Genomic DNA, 24,568 nt, shown 5'->3' on the forward strand with positions numbered 1-24,568 from the left:
ATTTATCAGAAAGTGGAGCTTTTCCTCGCCTGCGAATGTCATGGCTCTTAAATACCGCACATTTTCTTAACTTAATGTGCGATTAAAATTTCAAAACTTTACATATTGACTACCCTTAATGTCACGTTTTCCGTTGATACGCTTACATTTATCCGGCATTTTCATGAAAATTATTTCCGTTAGACAGCGACTTTATCCCGCCCTCTTATTGCCTCTGACCTTCTCCCCGGTTCTTCAGGCCGCCAGCGCGCCCAATGAACAAACCATGATAGTCACCGCAACGCCGCAAACCGTATCCGAACTGGATACACCTGCCGCCGTTAGCGTCATTGAGGGAGAAGACATGCGTCTGGCGACGCCGCGCGTCAATTTATCTGAGTCTTTAACCAGCGTCCCGGGATTGCAGGTGCAGAACCGGCAGAACTACGCGCAGGATCTGCAAATCTCTATCCGTGGATTTGGCTCGCGTTCCGCCTTTGGCGTGCGCGGCATTCGTCTGTATGTTGATGGCATTCCCGCCACCATGCCGGATGGACAAGGCCAGATTTCGAATATTGATATTAACAGCATACAAGACGTTGAAGTGTTACGCGGCCCCTTCTCAGCGCTATACGGCAATGCTTCCGGCGGCGTGATAAATGTCACCACCGAAACCGGGAGACAGCCGCCCACCCTTGAGGCCAGCAGCTACTACGGCAGTTATGGAAGCTGGCGCTATGGGCTAAAAGCCACGGGCGCGATGGGTGACGGCACACAGCCTGGCGACGTGGATTACACGGTATCAACTACCCGTTTCACCACCCACGGCTACCGCGATCACAGCGGCGCGCGAAAAAATCTGGCTAATGCCAAACTGGGCGTGCGCCTTGACGATGTCAGTAAACTCTCGCTGATTTTTAATAGTGTGGACATTAAGGCGGACGATCCCGGCGGACTTACCGAATCTGAATGGAAAGCCGATCCGCAACAGGCGCCCCGCGCTGAACAGTACAATACGCGTAAAACCATCAAACAAACTCAGGCAGGATTGCGTTATGAACGTCAGCTCAGCGCGCAGGATGATATCAGCGTGATGGCCTACGCCGGAGAGCGGGAAACCACGCAATACCAGTCTATTCCCCTGGTGGCACAGCTAAAACCGGCCCAGGCTGGCGGCGTAATTACACTGCAACGCCACTATCAGGGCATTGATTCCCGCTGGACTCACCGGGGAGAATTAGGTGTGCCGGTCACCTTCACTGGCGGAGTAAACTATGAAAACATGAGCGAAAACCGCAAGGGTTACAATAATTTCCGTCTCAACAACGGCACCCCTGAGTTTGGGCATAAAGGCGATTTACGCCGGGATGAGCGTAACCTGATGTGGAATGTCGATCCTTATCTGCAAACCCAGTGGCAGCTTACGCAAAAACTCTCGCTGGATGCTGGCGTGCGCTACAGTTCCGTGTGGTTCGATTCTAACGATCACTATATCGCGCCCGGCAATGGCGATGACAGCGGCGACGCCAGCTATCACCACTGGCTACCCGCCGGATCGCTAAAATATGCGTTAACTGACGCCTGGAATCTCTATCTTGCTGCCGGTCGCGGATTTGAAACTCCTACAATCAATGAGCTTTCTTATCGCGCTGACGGCCAAAGCGGGTTCAACTTTGACCTCAAACCGTCGACCAATGATACGGTGGAAGTCGGCAGTAAAACGCGGATTGGCAACGGCTTGTTGACCGCCGCGTTATTTCAAACCGATACCGATGATGAAATTGTCGTCGCCAGTAGTATGGGAGGACGCACTACCTACAAAAACGCGGGCAAAACACGCCGCCAGGGCGCAGAACTCTCGTTGGACCAGCGCTTCGCCGGCGACTGGCGGGTGAAAGCATCATGGACCTGGCTGGATGCGACCTATCGCAGTAACGTTTGTCAGGGGCAAAACTGTGATGGAAACCGGATGCCCGGCATCGCCCGTAATATGGGATTCGCCTCATTAGGTTTTATCCCGGATGAGGGGTGGTACGCCGGAACAGACGTGCGGTATATGGGCGATATCATGGCCAATGATGAAAATACCGCCAAAGCGCCTTCGTATACCGTTGTTGGACTAAATACAGGGTATAAATTTAATTACAGTCAGCTTACCGTCGATATTTTTGGGCGGGTAGATAATCTATTTGATAAAGAATATATCGGTTCGGTGATCGTTAATGAATCTAATGGCCGATATTATGAGCCAGCGCCAGGACGTAACTATGGCGTGGGGATTAATCTGGCATGGCAGTTTGAATAAATATCCGGCAAATATCCGGCAATAGCGGGGAATCCCCGCTATTGATAAGTCATAGTTTCATGAAGGTTACATGAAGTACTGATTTTTAATCGTCGCTACGTTTTGTTGCAAAACGTTCTGTAGGCAGTGGCGACTGGCTTCTTTATCACCAGTCACTAACGCATTAAGCAATTTTCTGTACAGATTAACGCCGTTTTGATAATCATCAAGTTTAAAATTATCATATAAAAAATGCAGGCTTGGCCCCAGGCGTACCCATAATTGCTCGATCATGGCATACAGCGTTGGCATATCCGCGTAGTGGTAGATCTCAAAGCGGAATGCGCGGTTGGCCAAAAGAATTTTCTCCATAACGCCACTTTCCAGCGCCTGTTGAAATTCATCTAATAGCGCATTCAGCGTCTGCTCGCGATCCGGGGTAATCTTACCCGCAGCGGCGACCACCGCCATCTCCTCCAGGGCAGTACGAATCGTATTAATTTCCAGCAAACTTTCCAGCGAGATCTCCGGCACCATAAACGCCTGTGCTGGCGCCACCGCCAAAGCACTGGAAGAGACCAGCCTTAACAGGGCCTCACGCACCGGCGTAATACTGACGCCTAACTCTTGAGCGATATTTTTAGTGATAAGCCTTGCGCCTGGTTTTAATGCGCCAATAGACAATTGATGCTTTAACCGATTTTCAACCTGTGTGGTCAGGCTTATATGTTGTGTTTTTTCCGTACCCGGCATTTTCCTTCCTTCACCTCTTGGCAGAACAACATCGCAATCGAGTCCCGAAGAAGTTTCGGAACTTAATTGTAAAAAAGATAATCCAGGCCTGAACGGCCAAATAAATAAAAGTGATAATTTACTTGCGTGATATTCTCATCTTTTACAAGAATACAGGTTTCTTTATGGCAACCGTTTTATCTCCGTCATTCCTTCATGTATCGAGATTTTTGACCGGTTCAGGCCGCTGAGGGAGACAAGCTGCCCCACCGCGATCTGAATGATGAATATAAGTAAAGCCGGAATTTTAAAATTTGCACATTTTTATGGCGACATAATGCCGCCATTTTTTCTTTACGCATCGTCCGCTAAACGTATCACGACTTTGCCAAAGTTCTTCCCCGCCAGCAGCCCCATAAACGCTTCTGGCGCATTTTCCAGCCCATCAGTAATCTGCTCCCGGTAATGTATTTTCCCTTCTTTGATCCAACGCCCCATTTCTTGCTGAAACTCATGTATCCGGTGACCATAGTCCTGGTTGATGATAAAACCTTGCAGACGAATACGCTTTTTAAGTAATGTCGCCATCAGCAGAGGCAGTCTGTCTGGACCGTCCGGCAACGCTGTCGCATTGTAGCTGCTGACCAGACCGCAGAGCGGAATCCGCGCCGACGTATTCAGTAGCGGTAAGACGGCGTCAAAGACTTTACCACCGACATTCTCATAATAGATATCGATACCCTGCGGGCAGGCCTGCGCAAGCTGTTGTGGGAAATTATCAGCGTGATGATCAAGGCACAGATCAAATCCCAAAACGCCTGTCGCATGACGGCATTTTTCCGCGCCGCCAGCAATACCCACGACCCGGCAGCCCTTCAGCTTGCCAATTTGCCCAACCGTTGCGCCTACGGGGCCGGTGGCGGCGGCGACAACCAGCGTTTCGCCCTCTTTCGGCTGGCCGATATCCAGTAACCCCATATAGGCGGTAAACCCCGGCATTCCTAAAATACCCAATGACCAGGAAGGATGTTGCGGATTATCACCCAGCTTTACCAACCCTTCGCCATCTGAAATGTCATAATCCTGCCAACCATTGTAACTCAACACCCATTCGTCTGGTCGGTAATCAGGATGGTTTGACGCGACAACGCGACTGACCGTACCGCCAACCATAACGCAGCCAGGTTCAACTGGCGGCGCATAAGAGGGTTCATCGCTCATGCGGCCACGCATATAAGGGTCGAGTGATAAAAAAACGGTACGCAATAGCACCTGCCCTTCACCGGGCGTCGCGACGTCATCTTCTTCGAGGCGGAAGTTATCCATCTGCGGCGCGCCGTGGGGACGCGAGGCCAAAACCCAACGACGATTTCGGTTGGTCTGTTGCTTCATTCTATTCTCCTCATGCCTGGCATAATCCATCAATAATAGTCGAACATTAGCTTTCTGAGGGAGTTAAACACTCTCAGATATCAGGCTGTGCGCTTTTATGAACGACTTTCTTTCCCCTCTCGCTAAATATGAATTCTTGCGCTAATTCGTTGATTTATGCCGCCTTCAATAGTATTTCTAACACTATCGTAAACATTCCCTGGGGTTCCCTATGACGATTCGCTTTGCCGATAAAGCAGACTGCGCCGCGATTACCGAAATCTATAACCATGCGGTATTACATACTGCGGCCATCTGGAACGATCGGACGGTCGATACGGATAATCGCCTTGCCTGGTATGAGGCCCGTCAATTACTGGGCTATCCGGTGCTGGTAAGCGAAGAAAATGGCGTGGTGACTGGCTATGCATCATTTGGCGATTGGCGCAGTTTCGACGGTTTTCGCTATACCGTCGAGCACTCGGTTTATGTTCATCCGGCGCACCAGGGGAAAGGACTGGGGCGAAAACTGCTCAGCAGACTGATCGACGAAGCCCGACGCTGCGGCAAGCATGTGATGGTGGCCGGTATTGAGTCACAGAATGCCGCCTCGATACGCCTGCATCATTCGCTGGGATTTACCGTCACCGCGCAAATGCCACAGGTCGGCGTAAAATTTGGCCGTTGGTTAGATCTTACGTTTATGCAGCTCCAGCTTGATGAACACGCTGCGCCGGACGCCTGCTGATGAACCAGTCGCTGACGCTTATCTTTTTGATCGCCGCCGGCGTCGGGCTGGTGGTACAAAACAGTATTATGGTGCGTATTACGCAGACATCATCGACGATTCTGATCGCTATGCTGTTGAACTCGCTGGTAGGGATCGTTTTATTTGTGACGATATTGTGGTTTAAGCAAGGCGCTACGGGCTTCGGCGAGCTGGTCGCCAGCGTTCGCTGGTGGACATTGATCCCCGGTTTGCTGGGGTCATTTTTTGTATTTGCCAGCATTAGCGGGTATCAGAACGTTGGCGCCGCGACGACTATCGCGGTACTGGTCGCCAGCCAGTTAATCGGCGGACTGGCGCTGGATATCGCGCGTAGCCACGGCGTCACGTTACGCGCAATGGTCGGGCCGGCGTTTGGCGCGCTGTTGCTGGTCATTGGCGCATGGCTGATTGCGAAGCGCCAGTTTTAATGGGTTACAGGATCGTGCCGCCTTTGGTGAGCTGCTCGCGGCGCGCGTCCCGATCTTCTTGATATTGCCTGCCGTGATGCGCGATAGCCGTGCGTAAACGCTGCTGCTGCACATAACGATCTTCGCGACGTAATTCAGCGTCATCGCTTAAGGCAATCAGCAATTCATTCATATGGGCAATTACGCTCTCCGCGATGGCGGCATCCACGCGGGCGCTCACTTCCTCCAGGTGCGACATAAGCTCTCCTACTCTTTATTCTGTAACAGCATGATTCGCCTATTATACGCGTTATTGTCGCCCGATGCGGTAATTCGCCGCCGCCACCCTGATTTAACTTACGTCAAGTGGAAACACGGGGCTTAATAGACCGAGAATTCGCGCCTTTTTGCCTTTCTTCCGCCGTTTGCTTGCGTATAGACCCCGTAAAGTAGACGCGTGAAGAAGTCTAAGGGATAACAACGTGGCAAAATCTCTCTTGCGCAGCGGCAATCTGGATGATTATCAGGCCGTGGGCGGCGGCGGTCAGGCCGTATTTGAATCAGCATTGCAAATTCGCGAAACGCTTCGTCTGCGTAAACAGCAGGCGATGGTTGACTGTCTGGCGATTCCGCAACTTAACGATAATGGCGATCGGGTTGACTGGTATTCGCCGATTGAAGGTCAGGCGATAGCGTGGAAAGCGGCTGACGAAGAGACACGTTCTCGGGCTTTACGTTATTTAGCCAGCACTTTTGAAAGCGCGGCTGCACTCAGTCGCAAAAGTCTGCAATCCGGTAAAACAGCGCTCCAGCTATTTGGGTCGCTACTTGAGAAAGCGACGCAATTTCCCGGCGAAAATCATGTTTTCCTGGTTAACGGCAAACCGGTTATCACCTTCTGGGGATTCGTTAATCTCAACGAAAATACACGCGATGATGTGCTGGACTGCCTGCGGATAACCGAGGCAATCCCCGACATTCCTCTGGTCGAGCCGGAGCCCGAAGAAAAGCCGCTGGTAGAGGCGGCGTTTAGTCAGGCGGATGAACCCTTGTTAACGTCTGTCATTGAGCCGCCGAAAATGCCGGAGGAACCTGTTGCGCCGCCCGTTATCGTTAGCGAGCCGAAGACGGCCACACCCATCCCGGTTGCTGAGGCGAAAAGAGCTCGCCGTCTACCGCTGTGGAGCTTACCTGTCGCTGCCGTGGTTATCGCCGCCGTCGCCACGCCTTTTTTCTGGCCATCTTCATCCGTTAACGGGTCCTCTCCTGTTCGCGCCGCGCCTGTCGCTACCGCGAAAACTGACGTTACCCCATTGCCTGAACTCACCGCGCATTTGCCGCTGCATCGCGCTGAGGTGACGCCCGCCCCCAAAGCGGCGCCGCTGCCGGAAGCGCCTGTTATCATTGCCGCTATCCCCAAAGACGCGCTGGTGATGGACAGTACGCAGATGAAGCTTGGAACCACGCGCTTTTTAAACGGTAGCTGGCGGGTCAGCGTGGATGTCAAAGATCCGATTACCGGCAAGCCGCCCTCTCTGCGTTATCAGATCCAAAATAACAAAGGTATCGCGCGCGTAGTACATGGCGATAACGTGGTTTGTCGGGCGGAAATTTTCTCTGGTCTGCATCAAACGGGCGAGCTGATGATTAAAAGTCGCGGCAATGCGCGCTGCACCGACGGCTCACGTTATCCGATGCCGGAAATTACCTGTAAAGCAGGCGTCAATGACGTCGCAACCTGTACCGCCCGTTATGGCGACCACGCGGCAATTCCGTTGACGTTTAAAAAGATAGGTGCCTGATTTTATGTTGGTCAATCTGTGTGATTACAAACAGAGCGTCACGCTCATTGCAAACAGCGGCGTCCAGTTTCTTGATTTTGGCTTAACGCCGCAAGAGTCGGCCCACTACGGACGTTTTGTGCGCAAAACGGCAAACGGTCCGCTACTGCGCCTCGATTTTGATCTGACCAACGGGCGCTACACGTTGCCTGGACGTGCTGGCGGCCAACCCGAAGTCGTGAAACCGGAAAGCACTCAGATGCTGCACTATTCTCTGGATGTACTCGACGGAATCTGGCTCCCCCTGCCGTTCCTGCGTTTTAATCCGCCGCGTACCTTTATTGACGGGCCGGATAACTGGGCGCGCATTCAGGTACGTAAACTCAGCGAGCCAGATAGCGCCGGAAACACACACCGCATCACCCTCGCCTTCGACAGTCAACTGGCCAAAAATATGCCTGCGGCGTTGGCGCCTTGCGAAAACGATCTGCTCAATGGCACACGTTTTGCGCTCGCCTGGCGCGATGAAGAAGTTGCCGATTTTCTTGACCAGACATGGATTGACGGCTGGCTGCGCGAGTCGTTTCTTCAGTATGCCTCACAGGTGGAAAACCGTCCGGAACAGGCCATACAACAAGCGCTGCGTAGCTTTGAGTATCAGGCGCACTGGTTGAATTTACTGACGCTGTTAGGCGAACAGCTTACGGTGCCGGAAGTGAAGTTTGTGACACATACGTTAAGCACGCCCGCAATCCCGGTCGATCTGATTCTGGATGTCGGCAATACGCATACCTGCGGCGTCTTGATCGAGGATCATGGCGACGCGAATGACGGCTTACGCCAGACGGCAGAGCTTCAGGTGCGTTCTTTAAGCGAGCCGCAGTATCTGAACGATCCTTTATTTACCAGCCGGGTAGAATTCTCGGAAGCACGCTTTGGCAAGCAACACTTTTCTGTCGAAAGCGGACGAGACGACGCCTTTGTCTGGCCTTCCATTGTGCGTGTGGGCGACGAGGCTCGCGCCCTTGCTATGCAGCGTGTGGGCACCGAAGGCAGCAGCGGTATCTCCAGCCCGCGCCGCTACCTGTGGGATGAAACCCCCGCCTTGCAGGACTGGCGCTTTAGCCAGATCCACGGTAAAACGCAGCGCGAACCGCTTGCCACCGCGTTTCCGCTGATGAATCTGATGAACGACGACGGACAGCCGTTATTCCGCCTGCCGCATGAAGAAAGGCTACCGGTTTTTTCGCCGCAATACAGTCGTAGCACCTTGATGACGCATATGTTGTGCGAAATTCTGGCTCAGGCGCTGGGGCAAATTAACAGCGTCGCCACCCGGCTGCGGCTCGGCTTTCCCGCCTCGCCGCGCCAGCTACGCACCCTGATTTTAACGCTGCCTTCCGCCATGCCGAAACAGGAACGAGAAATTTTCCGCCAGCGAATGTTTGAAGCGCTGGCGCTGGTCTGGAAAGCCATGGGCTGGCATCCGCAGGATGAGGATTTCACCACGCCTAAGCAGCGTGAAAAAAGCGTGGTGCCGGTACCAGAAATACAGATGGAATGGGACGAAGCAAGTTGCGGCCAACTGGTATGGCTTTATAACGAAGCCATTTCGCATTACGCCGGGCGTACCGAATCCTTTTTTAATGCACTCGCCAGACCGGATCGCCAGCCTGAACCCGGCGTCGTCCCCGGACGCGCGTTGCGCGTGGCATCGATTGATATCGGCGGCGGCACGACGGATATGGCGATCGTTCACTATCAGTTAGATGACGGCGTGGGGGCCAATGTAAAAATTACGCCTCATCTCCTGTTTCGCGAAGGTTTTAAAGTCGCCGGGGACGATCTGCTATTGGATATCATTCAGCGCTGCGTACTCCCTTCCCTGCAAACGGCGTTGCAACGGGCAGGCGTTACGGATGCCGCCGCCCTGCTGGCGACCTTATTTGGCGATTCGGGACGAATTGATACTCAGGCCATTTTGCGCCAGCAAACGGCGCTGCAATTATTTATGCCGCTGGGCCATGCGGTACTTTCCGCCTGGGAGCAAAGCGACATTAACGATCCGTTTGCTGGTTTACATGCAACATTTGGCGATCTGCTGATCCGCCGCCCAACAAGCAACGTGATGAACTATATCCAGCAGGCGATCGATCATGCCTTACCGTCTGGTTCGCCGACATTTGATATATTCAATGTGCCGTTGCAAATTCAGTTTAGCCAGCTTCAGGAGGCTCTGCTGGCCGGTCAGTTTACGCTGACAACGCCGCTTCATGCGGTCTGCGAAGCGATCTCCCACTATCACTGCGATATCTTGCTGGTGACGGGGAGACCGACCTGCTTACCCGGCGTACAGGCGCTCATCCGGCACTTACAACCGGTGCCGGTTAATCGCATTGTGTGGATGGATAAGTATCAGGTACATGAATGGTATCCCTTCAGTCAACAAGGGCGTATCGGTAATCCAAAATCCACTGCTGCGGTGGGTGCGATGTTATGCAGCCTGGCGCTGGACTTACGTCTGCCGCGTTTCAATTTTAAAGCGGCTGATATCGGCGCGTATTCGACTGTGCGTTATCTTGGCGTACTGGATAATACCGTTAATACCCTTCGCGATGAAAACATCTGGTATCACGAGATCGATTTGGATAAACCCGGCGCGACGCTGGACGCTCGCCTGCATTTTCCGCTACGCGGCAACGTGACGTTGGGCTTTCGTCAACTGGCGAATAGTCGCTGGCCGGCAACCCCACTCTATTGCCTGAGCATTAATTCCGCCGAACTGGCGAAAACCATCGCTGGCGACGGCGTACTGAATGTGCGACTGAAATTACGCGGCAGTAGCAAAGATAGCGCCCCGGAATCGTTCATATTAAGTGATGCCTGGCTCCAGGACGGGACGCCGGTCGCCGCCGATGCGCTGACATTAAAATTGAATACGCTGGCTGACCGTCGCCACAGCGGCAGCCACTACTGGATAGATAGCGGGAGTGTATACCTGAAATGACAAAACCGTTAAACGCCACCCAGGCTGTTATCGAGTGGGTTAACAACACGCGCCGTTACGCAACGCGGCTGGATGATGAAGCCGATGCTCTGCTGGCGCAACTTACGCTTGCCGCAGCGGATGAGTCAGCGCTCAACGCCGCCTGCGCATCACATGGCTGCGTTGGTCTGTACGGGTATGCGCAATCCGCAAAAGCGCATCTGTTAACGACGCTATGCGGTAACGAGAATGGCAAGCTGGAAATTATCACGCCGGACCGTGACTATGATTATTTCAGCCACATCAATCCGGGTCATGCGCCAGCGAATATGGCTATTCGCTTTACGCGCGACATTTTTTCAAACGAGAGCGGCTGGCCGTTGCGCCTGCGCTTGATCAGTGAAGCCGAACTGGTGCAGATCTTTATTGCCTGGACCAGCTCGTCCCCCGTTTGTCGCCAGGTCGAAAAATCCATTATCACATCACGCCTGGAGAAATGGCAATCGCTTCGCCAACCGCAGCCCGTCCCCGGCGTTACCGCTGAAGAGGTAGCGACCATCGCGAGTTTCTGGCGCTCTTGCCTGCCGTCCGCCAGACAACATATTGATGATGCGACATGGCAACACTTTGCCTCGCTCTTGCCTGCACTGGATCTCACGACACGGGCGCACGCCTGGGCATTACTGTGGGGAGAGCAACCGGAGATCACCCAGCAATGGCTGGCGCTGGCGCATATATTGCAACAAACCAGCCATGCCGGGGAACTGGCGGCGCCGCTCAGCCTGCTGGTCGATCATTTTGGCTTACCGGCGGAAAACTTCCTGACGCAAATGGCGCTAACCGCCAGCGATACGCAAAGCGATGTGGTGGTGCATCCGGTTAAGGAAGGCCGACTGCTCAATGCGGTCAGCCTTTCGCTTGATTCTCTGGCGCTGCTTACCCGCGAACTGGTGCTAACCGTTGAAAACAGCGTACTGGATAACGTTGATTTACTGGATATTCCGGTCGCGCCAGACAGTCATCCTCATCCGTTATGGCGGGCGAAATTAGGCTGGATGCTGGCCCATTACCGTCAGCAGGTACAGCCCGATGTTCTGGTGATTTGCAATGCTCTGGCATCTCGCTCGCAAACATCCGCCGCCGCCCGTCACTTACTGGAGTGGGTTAACGCCACGCAGCCGCAGCATGAATCAGCGTTACCCGGCGTCGTCTGGGCTATTACTCCACAGGATGCCCGTTTTGCCACCCAGCAAAATCTGGATGAAGCCGTCCAGCAGTTGATGGGTAAACCTGGCGTGCACTGGGGAACGTTGCAGGCGCTGGATAAACACAGTATGCAGCGTTTGGTGGAGTGGTTATCGCAGGCGACATCGGCACCACAGCGACAGGCACGCTTACAGGCGTTACGCGAACAACTGCGAGGCCGCGTGCGCGATCTGTTACCGATGTTTGATGACGCGCGGCTACCGGTTGAAACCGTGATCCGGCGTCTTCAGGCCCAGGCCGCCAGACATGGCGACCTGCTGGCCGGGCTGTTACCGCCGGTACAGAACTTCGAAGCGTTGCTGCGCACCCGACAGTCGCGAGAAGAACAGGTCAGCGGTTTATTTAATGACGCGATCGATCTCTTTGCCGACGAACCAACGCGCGCTTCAGCGTCAGAAGGTCATGAAACAGGCTACCAGGCGCACAAAATGTGGATCAATCATCTGCGCCAGTGGGCCCATTGCCGGGATAATGCGCAGCGTCTGGGACTGGAACCGCAGATGCTCAACGCCGTGGCGGAGATTTTAATTACCGCCAGCTATCGCCTCGGTTTACCTCAGCAGTTACAGAAAACCATGCAGCGCGAGGAGGTGAGCGGCGCGCAGCTTCATGCCATCATTGGTAACTTCATCGCCTGGCTCGGCTACGCCAATATCGAGGAGGCCCAACGCCCGGCCAGCCGCGTTCAGAAAGGCGCAGCCATTTTCGCCGCAACGCCGCGTTCGACAATGTTGCGTCTAACAAAGCTTGACGAACAGCCCGTTCACGCCGCCAGCCGCTATGTCTATGACTGGCTTGTTGCGCTGTATACCCTGGCCAATGAGAACGCAGGATATCGGCATCCGCAGGATGTTACCGACGTAGACAGAGCGCAATTAATTGCCCTGATAGCCTGACCTTGCGGAAAAACCATGCCCGGTAACGTGTATCGGGCTTGAGGTCAGAAAAGCGAAAACAGCAATGCGACGGGGAAACTTATCGGCCATGTCGCGCCAACCAAAAAGGCGCTCAGGAAACGAATTCGTTTTTTGTCATGAGTCAAAAACCAGGTGATCAGGGATGATATCACCGCCATGACGGCGTAAAAAATTAATATCTTTTGAAAGAGGGTCATATCAGGCATCCGCGCCAACCAGAGGAAAAAACGCGCGCAATATGCTCTTTTTATTTGACACACATCAAGGTTTTCAGCCTTGACAGCAAAACGTTCCCAATGCACGGCTCCGCTCACAGAATATCCTGTTTACGTATTATTGCGGATCTCGCCAACCCGTACTATACCCATAGGGGTTATGATGAAAGGTGGCGAAAATGAATGTTTCCAGTAAAACCGTCGTGCTGATTAATGTCTTTGCTGCTGCAGGACTTTTGGGTCTGATCTCGTTGAGATTCGGCTGGTTTGCTTGAGGTGTTCAACCTTTGAGTACTTGCTGCGCATGTCGGCGGGGAGGTCCCCCTCTCCGCCGACACCCGCCTATTTTTTCACGATTTTTCTGAACAGTAAATGATCCTTAATGCTTAACCATGATGTGGCGGACAAGGGTGTAGTCTTCCAGACCATACAATGACATATCTTTGCCGTATCCCGACTGTTTTTGCCCTCCATGCGGCATTTCGCTAACCAACATGAAATGGGTATTAATCCAGGTACAGCCATACTGCAATCTGGCGCTAAGCCGGTGCGCCCGCCCGACGTCCTGAGTCCAGACGGAGGATGCCAGACCATAGCGAGAATCGTTGGCCCACCTCAGAACCTGATCTTCATCATCAAAGACGGTTATACTGACCACCGGGCCGAAGACCTCGCGTTGCACGATGGCATCTTCCTGTTTTGCGTCTGCCAGCAACGTCGGAGCGAAATAGTAACCTTTACCTTCCGTTTGACTTCCACCAGTAATCACGCGGATATGGCTGAGGGCCTTCGCCTCCTCTACAGCCGCTGTGACGCGCTTCAGGTGCGCCAGCGAACTTAACGGCCCCAGCTCTGTCGACTCATCCTCCGGCGCGCCCATTTTCAGGCTGCTCACCGCGTTCCCCAGCTTTTCGACCAGCGCATCATAGATACCGCGCTGCGCGTATATACGGCACGCCGCAGTACAATCCTGTCCGGCATTATAGAAACCGAAAGTCCGGACGCCCTGCGCCACCGCATCCAGATCGGCGTCATCAAAAACAATTACCGGGGCTTTACCACCGAGTTCCATATGCGTACGTTTTATCGCTGGCGCAGTATGGCGCAGAATATGCTCCCCGGTCGCGATAGAACCGGTTAAAGAGACCATGCGTACTTTTTCATGACCGGTCAATACATCGCCAACAGTCTGCCCTCGTCCGAACAGGACATTGAGCACCCCCGGCGGAAAGATATCCTTCGCCAGCGCGGCAAGTTTAAGCGCCGTCAGCGGCGTGATTTCAGAAGGCTTAATCACCACGCAGTTACCTGCCGCAAGCGCTGGCGCCAGCTTCCAGGCCGCCATCATGAGCGGATAATTCCACGGCGCGATAGAGGCAACCACGCCAATCGGATCCCGGCGGATCATCGACGTATGTCCTTCCAGATATTCGCCCGCCGCCAGCCCACTCAAACAACGGGCCGCGCCGGCAAAAAAGCGAAAGACATCCACGATTGCCGGAATTTCATCATTAATTACGCAGTGCAAAGGCTTACCGCAGTTTTGCGATTCAAGCCGGGCGAACTCAAGGGCGTTTTGCTCGATGCTGTCCGCCAGTTTTAACAGACATTCCGCCCGTGCTTTGGGTGTGGTCTGCCCCCATTCGGCAAACGCGCTATCGGCGGCCAGCACTGCGGCGTCAACCTGCGCGGGCGACGCTTCCGCAATCTCAAGTATGACCTCGCCTGTCGCCGGGTTATAAACAGACTGCCTTTCTCCCTCGCCGTCCACCAGCACGCCATTAATCAGTAATTGATATTGCATAGCATTTTCCCATATCGTCATTAATCGATTTCCGGCGAACGGGCCGCCGCTTTCCTAAAAATAGACGGCGCGCCAGATGCTCACCCGGCACACTCGGGAAATTTAGTCAGGTTGTGAGCTGACACGCATTCCACCTCACACAAGGCTTTTAGCGCTCAGCATCTCGCGAATCAGGCTTCCAAGCTGTTTTACGGCCTGTTCTTCCCGTTCTCCCCAATGCCATGCGGTGTTAAAACGAAAGAAACGCGTCCAGGCGCCGGACGTTGAAAACATTTTCCCCGGCGCGATACTGATAAGGTGTTCAAGCGCTTTGGCGCTAAGTTCACCGGCATCAAGCTGCTCAGGTAGCTCCAGCCAAAGAAAATAACCGCTATCGTTATGGTGAATTTTTACTTCCGCCGGGAGATGGCGCAAAAGGGTTTGCCAGGCTTGCTGTTTACGTTCGGCAAGCTGCCTTCGCAATCGGCGCAGATGTGCGTCATATCGACGTGTCGAGAGATAATCCACTAACGCCAATTGCATGGGGGAACTGGTGGATAATGTGCTCATTAACTGCAAACGCTGAATTTGTCTGGCATGGCTTCCTCCCGCAACCCAGCCAATGCGAAAACCGGGAACCAGACATTTGGAAAAAGACGAACAATGCAACACGGTATCGTCGCGATCCCATGCTTTGGCAGGCAGAGGTTTCTCGCGGCCAAAGTAGAGTTCGCTATAAACATCGTCTTCAATTAGCGTCACGTTATGGTGCGTGAGTAACGCGACCAGCCGCGCTTTTTTCTCAGCACTCAGCGTGAATCCTAGCGGATTCTGGCTGTTGGTCATTAACCAGCACGCTTTCACCGGATATTCCTGTAACGCCTGTTCCAGCGCCATAAGATCGATACCTTCTTTAACATCGGTAGGTATCGACAACGCTTTCAGGCGCAATCGCTCCAGGGCCTGTAGCGCACCGTAGAAACAGGGGTTCTCCACCACCACCCAGTCTCCCGGCGCCGTCACCGCCTGTAAACTAAGATTCAACGCTTCCAGCGCGCCGGCGGTAATGACAATCTCGTCAGGAGAAACGGTAATCCCCTGCTGCGCGTAACGGCGTGCTATCGCATAGCGCAATTCTGCATTACCTGGCGGCAAGTTTTCGATGACGCTCATTGCCGTCGCGGTTTTACTGACCTGCGCCAGAGAGCGGTTCAATTGCGGCAAGGGAAACAGACGCGGATCGGGAAACGCTGAGGCAAAGGGCACCACAGAGGTATCACGGCTCGCCTGCAGCATCTCAAAAATATAGGTATTGATATCTACGGCTTCATCCCGAATAACGTGCGCTGCCGTCGCGACTGACCGACAAACCGGATGCGGCGCGACATAATAACCGGATTGCGGACGGGCGATAATCCGTCCCTGACTTTCCAGCAACTGGTACGCATGACCGACAGTCATAAAACTCATGCCGCTACTGGCGACCTGCTCCCTCAGCGAGGGTAATCGATCGCCGGGCTGCCAAACGCCAGAGGCGATTTGTTCTCTAATTTGCTCCGCCAGACGTTGATATTTTTTCATTATTCGTTCTCATTGAGCGCTGCTTGCAGGTGGCAACCGCAGTGTATATCAGTTGTTAAAATTAACAATGATTTGCTAACTGTTATGGTGCTTTCCAACAGGCGTAATGATTAGATTTCGCAACAAAACGCCGTTTCAGGGTCTCTGCTTAACGGGAAAGTCAAACCAGGTGTTCGGGTATGGTTCATGAGTAAGGGAGAAGTGCCACCATTCGGTATCCAGTGGCGTAAAGCCCGCATCACGCATCAACGTTTGTAATAACAACCTATTTGCGCGTTGCTGAGCGGTAAGCATGACATTATCGGGATGGGATAACGGACTAAAACAGTCAAAGCCGGTACCAAAATCCAGACTATTATCTGGCGAGCGTTGCGCCGCGGACGCAGTACAATTCACCAGTGGTCGTCCGGGATGGTATATCGGTATTTTACTGTCGAGTGGAACAATTGTTAGATCAAGCGTACTTCCCCGACTGTGGCCGGATCTGGCGGCAAGATAACCTTCCTCAAACAGACGCTTTTTCTCTACCAGCGGATAAAATTCGTTTTTCATTTGGTTTTGAGAAGGATCTTTGGCCCACGCGATAAAGTCGTTCACTGCGCTTTGCGGACGGTAGCAATCATATATTTTCAAGGTAAGTCCGAAGGGGCGTAAACGATCGGCGACCTGCTTCACTGCGTTCGCGGCTGGTCGTGTTAACAGGCAAACAGGCGCGTTATAGCCTTTAATGGGGCGACCAACAAAGTTATGGGAAGTGAAGTATCGCATGTCTACCTGTACGTCGGGGGTGACCGTAGTAATATCGACAAAGTCTTTTGGCTGGTGGAGATCAATATGGCTTTCAGCTGACATTGCCTGAACGGACAACAGGCTGAACAGGAGGAAAGAAGATACGCATTTTACCATATGTTACACCTCGCGAGAGTCACAGGGGTGATTATGTATTTGAGCAGGTAAAGATTAGCGGACACCGCTTAAACAGATGGTTAAAATAAACATCATTCCCCCTGTAATCTGTGCCTTATCACAAACGGAGAGGTTATATTTTGCTTATATGACCATGATGCCGCCTGTTCTATACCCAAAATAATTCGAGTTGCTTAAAGGCGGCAAGGGAGTGAGCCCCAGGAACACAGATAACGATGTGTTTTCACAAAGGCGAGTCTACCTGACCAGAAAGGTTATTTGATAATCAGTAGTACAGTTGTTGTCGCCTTCCATAACTAAATAACATTATTTCGCCAAAGATAAGACCACTATATAGTCAGGAAGACAATTAGTGAGGAACGCGCCAATTGTCGGCGATAATGCATCTGAAATTACGATTCACCGCAGTTGTGCAAACACATAGAATCCCCCTCGAACCGAGATAATTCGGTCTGCTGGTCATAGCCATTATTCAGTAACAACGCAGGTTGCAGCGGCGGATCACGGGCGTGAAGAAAAATCCTGTGCCCCAAGCTTTTTGGACAAGCGCTGAACCTGCCGTATACTTTTACTTAACGTACACTCCGCCATAAAAATAAACCCTGCGATGATACCGTAATGCCATAGGCATAACTTAAGGATATGCCATAAATCAAGCGAAGCATGATTTAACTTCTCAGTGATTGCGATAGTCTGTACAAATATTATGGGATGAAATAATAAGACGCCTAACAAAAATATCCCTGCCACGATCATGGCAAGTAATTGAAAAAAAGCCCATCCGATAACGAAACGGTAAAGTAACAGCAATAATAGCCGTCCACATTTTCTTAGCCATTCTGACTGCAAAATGCTCCAGGATGCTGTCTTTTCGTGAATTTCACCATCTGATTTCTTCATTTTGAGCCTCCTCGCAGGTTTTTATAATTTTATCGCCCAACAGGAAATAAAGCCGTCAGCTAATCGTTACAACAAATATAATTAAGACAAAAACTAAAGAGTAAGGTGTTTATATCATAAGTGCTATCAGTATTGGCCTTCTGCCCTGCCGCTAAATATCTCATTGTTGTTAGCCTAATAATACTTTTAGTTTAACTTCTTATAAGACAATTTCTACACGGTTGAGCAACTATTTACTTTCTCTAAAAATAATATAGCGCGTAATTAATCATTGCTCATGGTACATGATGATGTGAGAATTAAGAAAACCATTTTACTTTCATTCGTTTTACCTGACATACTTCATGACCAGGAGGCGTGGGCATGACTAAAGCTACGGGTCGATTTGAACAATAATGTTGACGGTTCAGGACAAAGCAAAAATCAGGTGTTTCACCGATAGGCAAACCGATGGGCAACATGGGATAATATTTTGAATACCACCTATATCCAGTAATGAAGTATTATATACTCACTTGTGGTCTACATTATGCCAATTACTATCGGGAGAGGGTTTCTAAAAAGTGAGATGTTTTCCCAAAGTGCCATCTCTCAACGCTCCTTCTTTACGTTACTATGGGAAAAGATTAAAGATTTTTTTTGTGACACGCAAAGATCCACTGCCGATCAATATATAAAGGAATTATGTGATGTTGCCTCTCCGCCTGACGCGCAACGTTTATTTGATTTATTTTGTGCGTTATATGAATTATCATCACCATCATGCAGAGGAAATTTCCATTTTCAGCACTATAAAGATGCTGAGTGTCAATATACAAATCTCTGTATTAAAGATGGCGAAGATATTCCGTTATGCATTATGATACGTCAGGATCACTACTATTATGAGATAATGAATAGAACAGTGCTCTGTGTTGATACTCAGTCTGCCCACCTGAAAAGATATTCTGATATTAATATAAAAGCTAGCACTTATGTTTGTGAACCACTATGTTGCTTGTTCCCTGAGCGGTTACTACTCTCGCTATCCGGCGGTATAACATTTCCCGTTGACCTAAAAAATATAGAAGAGACGCTTATCGCCATGTCAGAAAAGGGTAATTTATGTGACTGGAAGGAACAGGAAAGAAAAGCCGCCATCTCCTCCAGGATTAATCTGGGCATCGCCCAGTCAGGTGTAACAGCTATTGACGACGCTATCAAAAATAAAATAGCCGCAAAGGTTATTGAGAATACTAACTTAACGAATGCAATATTTGAGCCCAATCATACACAAAGTTCAGTTACTCAACTAGTTTATTCCTGTTTGTTTAAGAATGAGATATTAATAAATATGCTGGAAGAAAATTCCTCTCATGACCTGCTATGTTTAAACGATCTTGCTGAATATGTAGCGCTACAAGTTCATAACAGCCTTTTTTCTGAAGATTTATCTTCACTCGTTGAGACAGCAAAAAATGAGGCTCATCACCAGAGTTGACCACACCATAAATAGTATGGCTTACAATCCCCTGGCAATACCAAAACCATCTAATACAATACCTTTAAAATATACTTCCATGGAGTAATGGATTTACTATAGAGCGAATTGGTTCTTATTTTTATAATTGATATCCTGAGTATAAGTATATTTTCTCATACAACTTATCGCACTTATTGACAAACCGTTTTCGCTAATTTGAAGTGTTGAATAATAACTCAAAGAAATTATTGGCATCATAGCCTCACGACGTAACTGGAAGGTGGCATGATGCTTACAAAAACGTTATCAGTAGTTTTACTGACCTGTGCGCTGTTTTCAGGCCAGTTACTGGCGAAACAGCAAGACCACGCATTCGTATGGTTTGCGACGGGAGGGCACCAGCTTAGACACGAAGCCGACAGTGATGAATTACGGGCGGCAGCAGAAGAATCCGCGGAAGGCTTGCGCGAGCACCACAACTGGCAGAAATCGCGCAAACCAGAGAGCTATTTTCGTTAATTAAACGCCCCTACGCTTCGGCAGCGTTTTCATCAGCGCTTCAGGGCTCACTGAAGCGACAACGCTGCCGGGCTGGGGCATTTTTAAGATGTGGTTTTTAATTTTGCCAATGACATGCATTTCGCAAGGGCGGCAGTCGAATTTTAGCGTCAGTACTTCATCGCCATGCACCAACTGCATCGGCGTGGCTTTCCAGCTCTTAATATTTCCTTTCGCCTGCTTAGGACAAAGGTTGAACGCAAAACGCAGGCAGTGTTTGGTGATCATGACCGGTACCTCGCCCTTCTCCTGATGCGCCTCATAGGCCGCATCAATCAATTGTACGCCGTAACGGTGATAAAATTCCCGCGCTTTGTGGTTGTAGACATTAGCGAGAAAGCTGAGATGCGTTTGCGGATAGACCGGCGCAGGCTGCGCCACGGGTTTCCGACGACCTCGTTGATAATGGGCCAGCCGCGCCGCGTCAAGCATATCAATCGCCTCCCGACGGAACTGATTGAGCAGGCTATTTGGCACGAACAACGCCGCCGGTAATGTCACCTGCATATCACGCGCGTAGTAAGGCGTCTGTCCCAGCTTCGCCAGTCCGGCTGTTAGGTTATTCAACGCTTTTTCAGAGTTATTGGCTTCCTCAAATACCCCGTCAAGCGTATGCGTGATGCAGACACCGTCTTCACTGGTCAGCGTCAGAATAAGCTGTTCCTGCCAGCCGCCCAGCATGATATCAACCGCCACACGGCGCTCACTGGAGGTTTTTGTCAGCGCTTGCTGCCAGTTATGGTCCAGATTACGATTCAACGGATGATGCGGACGGACTTTATGCAGGTCGGCAGGCATATCATTTGGCCAAACGCGGTAGCGGTTATGACCGGTTTTCTCCACCGTATTGGCGCGAAAACCTACCACTTCACGCTTAATCAACACGTTCAGACCATCGCCATTCGCCAACGGCTCCGTAGCTTCTACGTCGAGATAATCCTTCGCCACATTCAGCACCTCGCCTACCGGCAAGCCAATAAATTTTGGTGAATCAAATGCGCCAATATCGCCTTTCCGCGCGTTAACAAAATAGTCGGTGCTGCCGCGATGGAAGGTTTTCTCCGTGGAGGGAACAAAAAAGTGTTCGGTCCGACCAACCGACGCACGCGCCAGATCGCCACGTTGCTCGATAATCGCGTCCAGCATCTGACGATAATGCGCGGTGATGTTTTTGACATAGCTCATGTCTTTGTAGCGCCCTTCAATCTTGAAGGAACGTACGCCTGCATCGATCAACGCGCCGAGGTTAGCCGTTTGGTCGTTATCTTTCATCGATAGCAAATGTTTTTCGTAAGAGACCACCCGCCCCTGATCGTCTTTTAACGTATACGGTAAGCGACAGGCTTGCGAACAGTCGCCCCGATTGGCGCTGCGCCCGGTTTGCGCATGAGAGATATAACACTGCCCAGAATAAGCGACACACAGCGCGCCATGAATGAAGAACTCAATCGTGGCGTCAGTAGCCTGATGAATAGCCGCTATCTGACTCAAATTAAGCTCGCGCGCCAGTACAATCTGTGAAAAACCGACATCGGCAAGAAACTTCGCTTTTTCCACGCTGCGAATATCACACTGTGTACTGGCGTGAAGCTCAATCGGCGGGATATCCAGTTCCAGAATGCCCATATCCTGCACAATCAGCGCATCCACCCCGGTGTTGTACAAATCGGTGATTAACCGCTGCGCGGGCTCCAGCTCATCATCATGCAGAATAGTATTCAGCGTGACAAAAATCCTGGCGCCGTAACGGTGAGCAAACGGAACCAGATCGGCGATATCGCGCAGACTGTTACTGGCGTTATGACGTGCGCCAAAACCGGGTCCGCCGATGTAGACGGCATCTGCGCCATGCAAAATCGCTTCGCGAGCAATTGCGGCGTCACGGGCCGGACTTAACAATTCGAGATAGTGAGGTTGCTGGCGCATACAGTCTTTCTTATCCAATAGCAGCGAAATGGCGGCTATTGTAGTCAGAAGCGCAAACTAACGAAATAGTTTTCCCGCTTAATCACGCGGGTAATGGATCAGCGAGTGAAAATGAACCGTCTGGTCACTGCTGTTGCGATAGGTATGCGCCGTATCGCCGGCAAAACGCAAACCTTTACCGGCGTCTATGGTTTGCCATACCCCACCAGTACACATGTCCAGCCGACCCTGAATCACCACCACATGTTCGATAACGCTGGCTTTATGCGGCGCTGATTCGCTGCACGCGCCAGGCGCCAGCAATAGGGAAAAATAGTCAAAACAGAGTTCAGGGTCCCACGGAAACAGCGGTGTAATTACCATCGCTTGCTGCTGGGGATCGAAGGTTGGCGGAAATTCGGCCTGCGGAGGCGAAATAAACATTGAGAATGGAACGTTCAGGCCCGTCGCAATTTTCCACAGCGTTGCGACTGTCGGGCTGGATTCATTACGCTCTATCTGCCCCAACATGGCTTTTGAGACGCCGGAGATCTCCGCCAGACGCGATAAACTCCAGCCTCGCTGATGGCGTAACGTTCTTAACGTGGTCGCCAGATAGTGTGTCAGGTTATCCATTTTCCCCCCCTGTAAGGCCATAGCGTATCACTTGTACGCTATAACGCACAATGCTACATTGACTGACCGTTATAACGCACAAGAGGCGATCATGCGTCTGTTATCACTGCCGTTACCTACTGTATTATCTGGTCTGGTCGCCGTTCTGGTCGGCTATGCAAGTTCCGCCGCCATTATCTGGCAGGCGGCGCTTGCCGCTGGCGCAACACCCGCAGAGATCGCCGGCTGGATGACCGCCCTCGGTATAGCCATGGGCATAAGCACACTAACGTTAACCTTGTGGTATCGTGCGCCGGTTTTAACCGCCTGGTCAACGCCTGGCGCCGCTCTGTTGGTAACAGGGCTTCAGGGATTATCGTTGCCAGACGCCGTGGGCATATTCATTGTCGCCAATGCCCTGATTGTGCTGTGCGGCGTCACGGGATTGTTTGCGCGTTTGATGCGGATAATCCCCCATTCTCTTGCCGCCGCAATGCTGGCGGGAATACTGCTACGCTTCGGCCTGCAGGCGTTCGGGACGCTCAACGGAGAGTTTGTCATGTGCGGCGGTATGCTATTGGCGTGGCTACTCTTTAAAGTATTCGCGCCCCGCTATGCCGTTATTGCTGCCATGGTGATGGGAATAACGGTGGCGCTCATCCAGGGTAAGGTGGCGATGGGCGGTATTCATTTCGCGCCGGTGTGGCCCACCTTCGTTCCCCCCCACTTTTCATTCGCTCAAAGCCTGAGCGTCGCGGTACCGCTCTTCCTGGTGACGATGGCATCGCAAAACGCCCCCGGCGTCGCCACAATGAAGGCGTCTGGCTATCAGCTTCCTGTCTCTCCGTTAATGATTTTTACCGGATTGTTGGCGCTGCTGCTTTCGCCATTTGGCGTTTATTCTATCTGCATTGCCGCCATTACGGCCGCCATTTGTCAAAGCCCGGACGCGCACCCCGATCCAACGCGTCGCTGGTTAGCGGCCGCCGCCGCAGGCGTTTTTTATTTACTTGCCGGGTGGTTTGGCGGTTCGATAACCGCGCTGATGGTCGCCCTGCCGGTTAGCTGGGTGCAAATGCTGGCTGGTCTGGCACTGTTAAGTACGATTAGCGGTAGCCTGTATCAGGCGCTTACTCACGAAAGTGAGCGTGACGCGGCAGTTATCGCATTTCTCGTCACCGCCAGCGGGCTAACGCTGATGGGCATCGGATCGGCATTCTGGGGGTTGATCGCTGGTGGGATAGGCTACGCAGTATTAACGAGAACGCGCCGCCCATCGTTGTCTGGCTGATGGTGACCGCTAATCTGCCGGGGTTTGCGCCATCTTGCGATGGCGCCGCAGAATTATTTTTTGTTAACGTCAAACATAGAGGTATCCGTAGCCATATCATCCACGACCTGTTTCAACGTCTCAAACGCCATTGGCGTACTGGAATTGCTCAGGTCTTTACCTTCACCCTGACGTACTACCTTGACGACCGGCTTGTTGGTCGCGGCATCTATCAGCTCACCCTCAAAATAGAGGTGGGTATCCATGGTCCGGTGGCCTGTCGCCATTTGCGTGCCCGCCACAATCAGCGCTACAGGGATTACCTCATAGAATTGCAGCCCTTCTTTGCTGGTATCCACGCCCGTAATCGCCCCGCGGAAAATCAAACTGCGCGGCCCTGGCGTCGTGACCAGCGGTTTGCGCTGTTCAATTGCTGATTTTACTTTAGTGTTCGTATAAGCCAGCAGTTTATCAAGAACTTGCTGCCCGACCTGGGTCGTTGGTTTGGGGACGGGATAGTATGTTATCGGATTGTAAACAATACTGTCATAGTTAGAGTCATTGAAATGTGGATCTACCCAGCGCAACACCGGTTTTCCCGTGGCGGAGGTAGTTTCCTGCAGGTCCGAATAATTTTTTAAGAATCCAGAATACTTATCCGGCTGTGTGACTTTGGACGCACAGCCGGATAACGCCAGCAAGCCAGTAAGCACTGCAACTTTAAATAAAGTATGAGTACGCATGAAACGATCCCTTTAGTCTTCGCAATGATGCAAAGGAAATAATAGCAAAACGAAATCATTCTGGATGCACTAAAAATGGTAACGACAGCACAATTTGAACGCGGCGCCCGACAAAAA

21 protein-coding genes and 1 pseudogene are annotated in these 24,568 nt (G+C 51.6%); 10 read left to right on the top strand and 12 right to left on the bottom strand.

Translation table 11 applies throughout. The features are described from left to right. Positions 1-163 precede the first annotated feature (163 nt). On the top strand, positions 164-2,284 hold the full coding sequence (gene pqqU / locus ACLJQJ_RS06615; RefSeq protein WP_023220225.1) for a TonB-dependent receptor PqqU: 2,121 nt from the start codon (positions 164-166) through the stop codon (positions 2,282-2,284). A gap of 66 nt (positions 2,285-2,350) precedes the next feature. Here pqqU and mcbR read toward each other — a convergent pair whose 3' ends face one another. After that, a complete protein-coding gene (mcbR, locus tag ACLJQJ_RS06620; RefSeq protein WP_001119592.1) occupies positions 2,351-3,016 on the bottom strand; it encodes a colanic acid/biofilm transcriptional regulator McbR in 666 nt (221 codons plus the stop codon). 333 nt (positions 3,017-3,349) lie between these two features. Beyond that, the gene (locus ACLJQJ_RS06625; protein WP_063809250.1) at positions 3,350-4,387 is read right to left on the bottom strand and encodes an NADP-dependent oxidoreductase; all 1,038 of its coding nucleotides are present in this window, start codon (positions 4,385-4,387) and stop codon (positions 3,350-3,352) included. A 211-nt stretch (positions 4,388-4,598) separates the two neighbouring features. Here ACLJQJ_RS06625 and mddA point away from each other — a divergent pair, with 211 nt between their 5' ends. Both mddA and ACLJQJ_RS06635 read left to right on the top strand, forming a co-directional pair. Further along, a complete protein-coding gene (mddA, locus tag ACLJQJ_RS06630; RefSeq protein ID WP_000155373.1) occupies positions 4,599-5,114 on the top strand; it encodes an L-methionine sulfoximine/L-methionine sulfone acetyltransferase in 516 nt (171 codons plus the stop codon). Further along, positions 5,114-5,563, top strand: coding sequence for a DMT family transporter (locus tag ACLJQJ_RS06635; RefSeq protein WP_001076571.1), 450 nt, complete (start codon positions 5,114-5,116; stop codon positions 5,561-5,563). The genes mddA and ACLJQJ_RS06635 overlap by 1 nt, the downstream gene beginning before the upstream one ends. Before the next feature lie 4 nt (positions 5,564-5,567). On the opposite strand, the gene ACLJQJ_RS06640 is transcribed toward ACLJQJ_RS06635, so the two are convergent. Next, the gene (locus ACLJQJ_RS06640; protein ID WP_000018720.1) at positions 5,568-5,801 is read right to left on the bottom strand and encodes a YdcY family protein; all 234 of its coding nucleotides are present in this window, start codon (positions 5,799-5,801) and stop codon (positions 5,568-5,570) included. Positions 5,802-6,024: 223 nt separating this feature from the next. Here ACLJQJ_RS06640 and srfA point away from each other — a divergent pair, with 223 nt between their 5' ends. From srfA to srfC, 3 genes are read left to right on the top strand one after another with little or no spacing between them, the layout of a single operon-like run. After that, on the top strand, positions 6,025-7,344 hold the full coding sequence (gene srfA, locus ACLJQJ_RS06645; protein WP_063809251.1) for a virulence-associated effector SrfA: 1,320 nt from the start codon (positions 6,025-6,027) through the stop codon (positions 7,342-7,344). Positions 7,345-7,348: 4 nt separating this feature from the next. Next, complete coding sequence (locus ACLJQJ_RS06650; protein ID WP_063809296.1) at positions 7,349-10,330, top strand: virulence factor SrfB; 2,982 nt, start codon at positions 7,349-7,351, stop codon at positions 10,328-10,330. After that, positions 10,327-12,471 (top strand): virulence-associated effector SrfC, encoded by a 2,145-nt coding sequence (srfC, locus tag ACLJQJ_RS06655; RefSeq protein ID WP_063809252.1) that lies wholly within the window; start codon positions 10,327-10,329, stop codon positions 12,469-12,471. Before ACLJQJ_RS06650 ends, srfC begins: the two co-directional genes overlap by 4 nt. Positions 12,472-12,515: 44 nt before the next feature. Here srfC and ACLJQJ_RS06660 read toward each other — a convergent pair whose 3' ends face one another. Beyond that, positions 12,516-12,689: a GhoT/OrtT family toxin gene (locus ACLJQJ_RS06660; RefSeq protein ID WP_000171943.1), complete on the bottom strand. Its 174-nt coding sequence runs from the start codon at positions 12,687-12,689 to the stop codon at positions 12,516-12,518. A gap of 197 nt (positions 12,690-12,886) precedes the next feature. On the opposite strand from ACLJQJ_RS06660, the gene yncL reads away from it, so the two are divergent. Further along, on the top strand, positions 12,887-12,982 hold the full coding sequence (gene yncL, locus ACLJQJ_RS06665; RefSeq protein ID WP_001103198.1) for a stress response membrane protein YncL: 96 nt from the start codon (positions 12,887-12,889) through the stop codon (positions 12,980-12,982). 104 nt (positions 12,983-13,086) lie between these two features. Here the strand turns inward: yncL and patD are convergent, their stop codons facing one another. From patD to ACLJQJ_RS06690, 5 genes and pseudogenes are all read right to left on the bottom strand, one after another. After that, a complete protein-coding gene (gene patD / locus ACLJQJ_RS06670; protein WP_000158093.1) occupies positions 13,087-14,532 on the bottom strand; it encodes an aminobutyraldehyde dehydrogenase in 1,446 nt (481 codons plus the stop codon). 114 nt (positions 14,533-14,646) lie between these two features. After that, a complete protein-coding gene (ycdR, locus tag ACLJQJ_RS06675; RefSeq protein ID WP_000760692.1) occupies positions 14,647-16,071 on the bottom strand; it encodes a GntR family transcriptional regulator YdcR in 1,425 nt (474 codons plus the stop codon). Positions 16,072-16,206: 135 nt separating this feature from the next. After that, the gene (locus ACLJQJ_RS06680) at positions 16,207-16,977 is read right to left on the bottom strand and encodes a M15 family metallopeptidase (RefSeq protein WP_063809253.1); all 771 of its coding nucleotides are present in this window, start codon (positions 16,975-16,977) and stop codon (positions 16,207-16,209) included. A 258-nt stretch (positions 16,978-17,235) separates the two neighbouring features. Further along, positions 17,236-17,467: pseudogene (locus tag ACLJQJ_RS06685) on the bottom strand (hypothetical protein). A 32-nt stretch (positions 17,468-17,499) separates the two neighbouring features. Next, positions 17,500-17,898 carry a hypothetical protein gene (locus tag ACLJQJ_RS06690; protein ID WP_063809254.1) on the bottom strand — a complete coding sequence of 133 codons (399 nt, stop codon included), beginning with the start codon at positions 17,896-17,898 and terminating at the stop codon, positions 17,500-17,502. Positions 17,899-18,427: 529 nt separating this feature from the next. On the opposite strand from ACLJQJ_RS06690, the gene sifB reads away from it, so the two are divergent. Further along, positions 18,428-19,378 carry an SPI-2 type III secretion system effector SifB gene (sifB, locus tag ACLJQJ_RS06695; protein ID WP_063809255.1) on the top strand — a complete coding sequence of 317 codons (951 nt, stop codon included), beginning with the start codon at positions 18,428-18,430 and terminating at the stop codon, positions 19,376-19,378. A gap of 270 nt (positions 19,379-19,648) precedes the next feature. Continuing rightward, on the top strand, positions 19,649-19,879 hold the full coding sequence (locus tag ACLJQJ_RS06700) for a DUF2554 family protein (RefSeq protein WP_000956438.1): 231 nt from the start codon (positions 19,649-19,651) through the stop codon (positions 19,877-19,879). Here the strand turns inward: ACLJQJ_RS06700 and ACLJQJ_RS06705 are convergent, their stop codons facing one another. Further along, the gene (locus ACLJQJ_RS06705) at positions 19,880-21,844 is read right to left on the bottom strand and encodes a peptidase U32 family protein (protein ID WP_001249761.1); all 1,965 of its coding nucleotides are present in this window, start codon (positions 21,842-21,844) and stop codon (positions 19,880-19,882) included. 78 nt (positions 21,845-21,922) lie between these two features. After that, the gene (locus tag ACLJQJ_RS06710; protein ID WP_060454505.1) at positions 21,923-22,459 is read right to left on the bottom strand and encodes a helix-turn-helix domain-containing protein; all 537 of its coding nucleotides are present in this window, start codon (positions 22,457-22,459) and stop codon (positions 21,923-21,925) included. A 91-nt stretch (positions 22,460-22,550) separates the two neighbouring features. Between ACLJQJ_RS06710 and ACLJQJ_RS06715 the strand changes: the two genes are divergently transcribed. Continuing rightward, positions 22,551-23,729 (top strand): benzoate/H(+) symporter BenE family transporter, encoded by a 1,179-nt coding sequence (locus ACLJQJ_RS06715; protein ID WP_045717715.1) that lies wholly within the window; start codon positions 22,551-22,553, stop codon positions 23,727-23,729. 53 nt (positions 23,730-23,782) lie between these two features. On the opposite strand, the gene ACLJQJ_RS06720 is transcribed toward ACLJQJ_RS06715, so the two are convergent. Next, entirely contained in the window at positions 23,783-24,451 is a 669-nt protein-coding gene (locus tag ACLJQJ_RS06720) for a DUF3313 domain-containing protein (protein ID WP_001259025.1), read from the bottom strand. Between the last annotated feature and the right edge of the window lie 117 nt (positions 24,452-24,568).

It is taken from the genome of Salmonella sp. SAL04202, assembly GCF_046550775.1.
GTDB lineage: Bacteria > Pseudomonadota > Gammaproteobacteria > Enterobacterales > Enterobacteriaceae > Salmonella > Salmonella enterica.

Bases quoted from the DNA above. Each gene is read 5' to 3' on its own strand.
- patD (WP_000158093.1), bottom strand. From the start codon at position 14,532: ATGACGATATGGGAAAATGCTATGCAATATCAATTACTGATTAATGGC.
- ACLJQJ_RS06690 (WP_063809254.1), bottom strand. From the start codon at position 17,898: ATGAAGAAATCAGATGGTGAAATTCACGAAAAGACAGCATCCTGGAGC.
- srfC (WP_063809252.1), top strand. From the start codon at position 10,327: ATGACAAAACCGTTAAACGCCACCCAGGCTGTTATCGAGTGGGTTAAC.
- yncL (WP_001103198.1), top strand. From the start codon at position 12,887: ATGAATGTTTCCAGTAAAACCGTCGTGCTGATTAATGTCTTTGCTGCT.
- ACLJQJ_RS06660 (WP_000171943.1), bottom strand. From the start codon at position 12,689: ATGACCCTCTTTCAAAAGATATTAATTTTTTACGCCGTCATGGCGGTG.
- ACLJQJ_RS06680 (WP_063809253.1), bottom strand. From the start codon at position 16,977: ATGGTAAAATGCGTATCTTCTTTCCTCCTGTTCAGCCTGTTGTCCGTT.
- ACLJQJ_RS06715 (WP_045717715.1), top strand. From the start codon at position 22,551: ATGCGTCTGTTATCACTGCCGTTACCTACTGTATTATCTGGTCTGGTC.
- pqqU (WP_023220225.1), top strand. From the start codon at position 164: ATGAAAATTATTTCCGTTAGACAGCGACTTTATCCCGCCCTCTTATTG.
- ACLJQJ_RS06705 (WP_001249761.1), bottom strand. From the start codon at position 21,844: ATGCGCCAGCAACCTCACTATCTCGAATTGTTAAGTCCGGCCCGTGAC.
- sifB (WP_063809255.1), top strand. From the start codon at position 18,428: ATGCCAATTACTATCGGGAGAGGGTTTCTAAAAAGTGAGATGTTTTCC.
- mddA (WP_000155373.1), top strand. From the start codon at position 4,599: ATGACGATTCGCTTTGCCGATAAAGCAGACTGCGCCGCGATTACCGAA.
- mcbR (WP_001119592.1), bottom strand. From the start codon at position 3,016: ATGCCGGGTACGGAAAAAACACAACATATAAGCCTGACCACACAGGTT.
- ycdR (WP_000760692.1), bottom strand. From the start codon at position 16,071: ATGAAAAAATATCAACGTCTGGCGGAGCAAATTAGAGAACAAATCGCC.
- ACLJQJ_RS06710 (WP_060454505.1), bottom strand. From the start codon at position 22,459: ATGGATAACCTGACACACTATCTGGCGACCACGTTAAGAACGTTACGC.
- ACLJQJ_RS06635 (WP_001076571.1), top strand. From the start codon at position 5,114: ATGAACCAGTCGCTGACGCTTATCTTTTTGATCGCCGCCGGCGTCGGG.
- ACLJQJ_RS06640 (WP_000018720.1), bottom strand. From the start codon at position 5,801: ATGTCGCACCTGGAGGAAGTGAGCGCCCGCGTGGATGCCGCCATCGCG.
- ACLJQJ_RS06700 (WP_000956438.1), top strand. From the start codon at position 19,649: ATGCTTACAAAAACGTTATCAGTAGTTTTACTGACCTGTGCGCTGTTT.
- ACLJQJ_RS06720 (WP_001259025.1), bottom strand. From the start codon at position 24,451: ATGCGTACTCATACTTTATTTAAAGTTGCAGTGCTTACTGGCTTGCTG.
- ACLJQJ_RS06625 (WP_063809250.1), bottom strand. From the start codon at position 4,387: ATGAAGCAACAGACCAACCGAAATCGTCGTTGGGTTTTGGCCTCGCGT.
- ACLJQJ_RS06650 (WP_063809296.1), top strand. From the start codon at position 7,349: ATGTTGGTCAATCTGTGTGATTACAAACAGAGCGTCACGCTCATTGCA.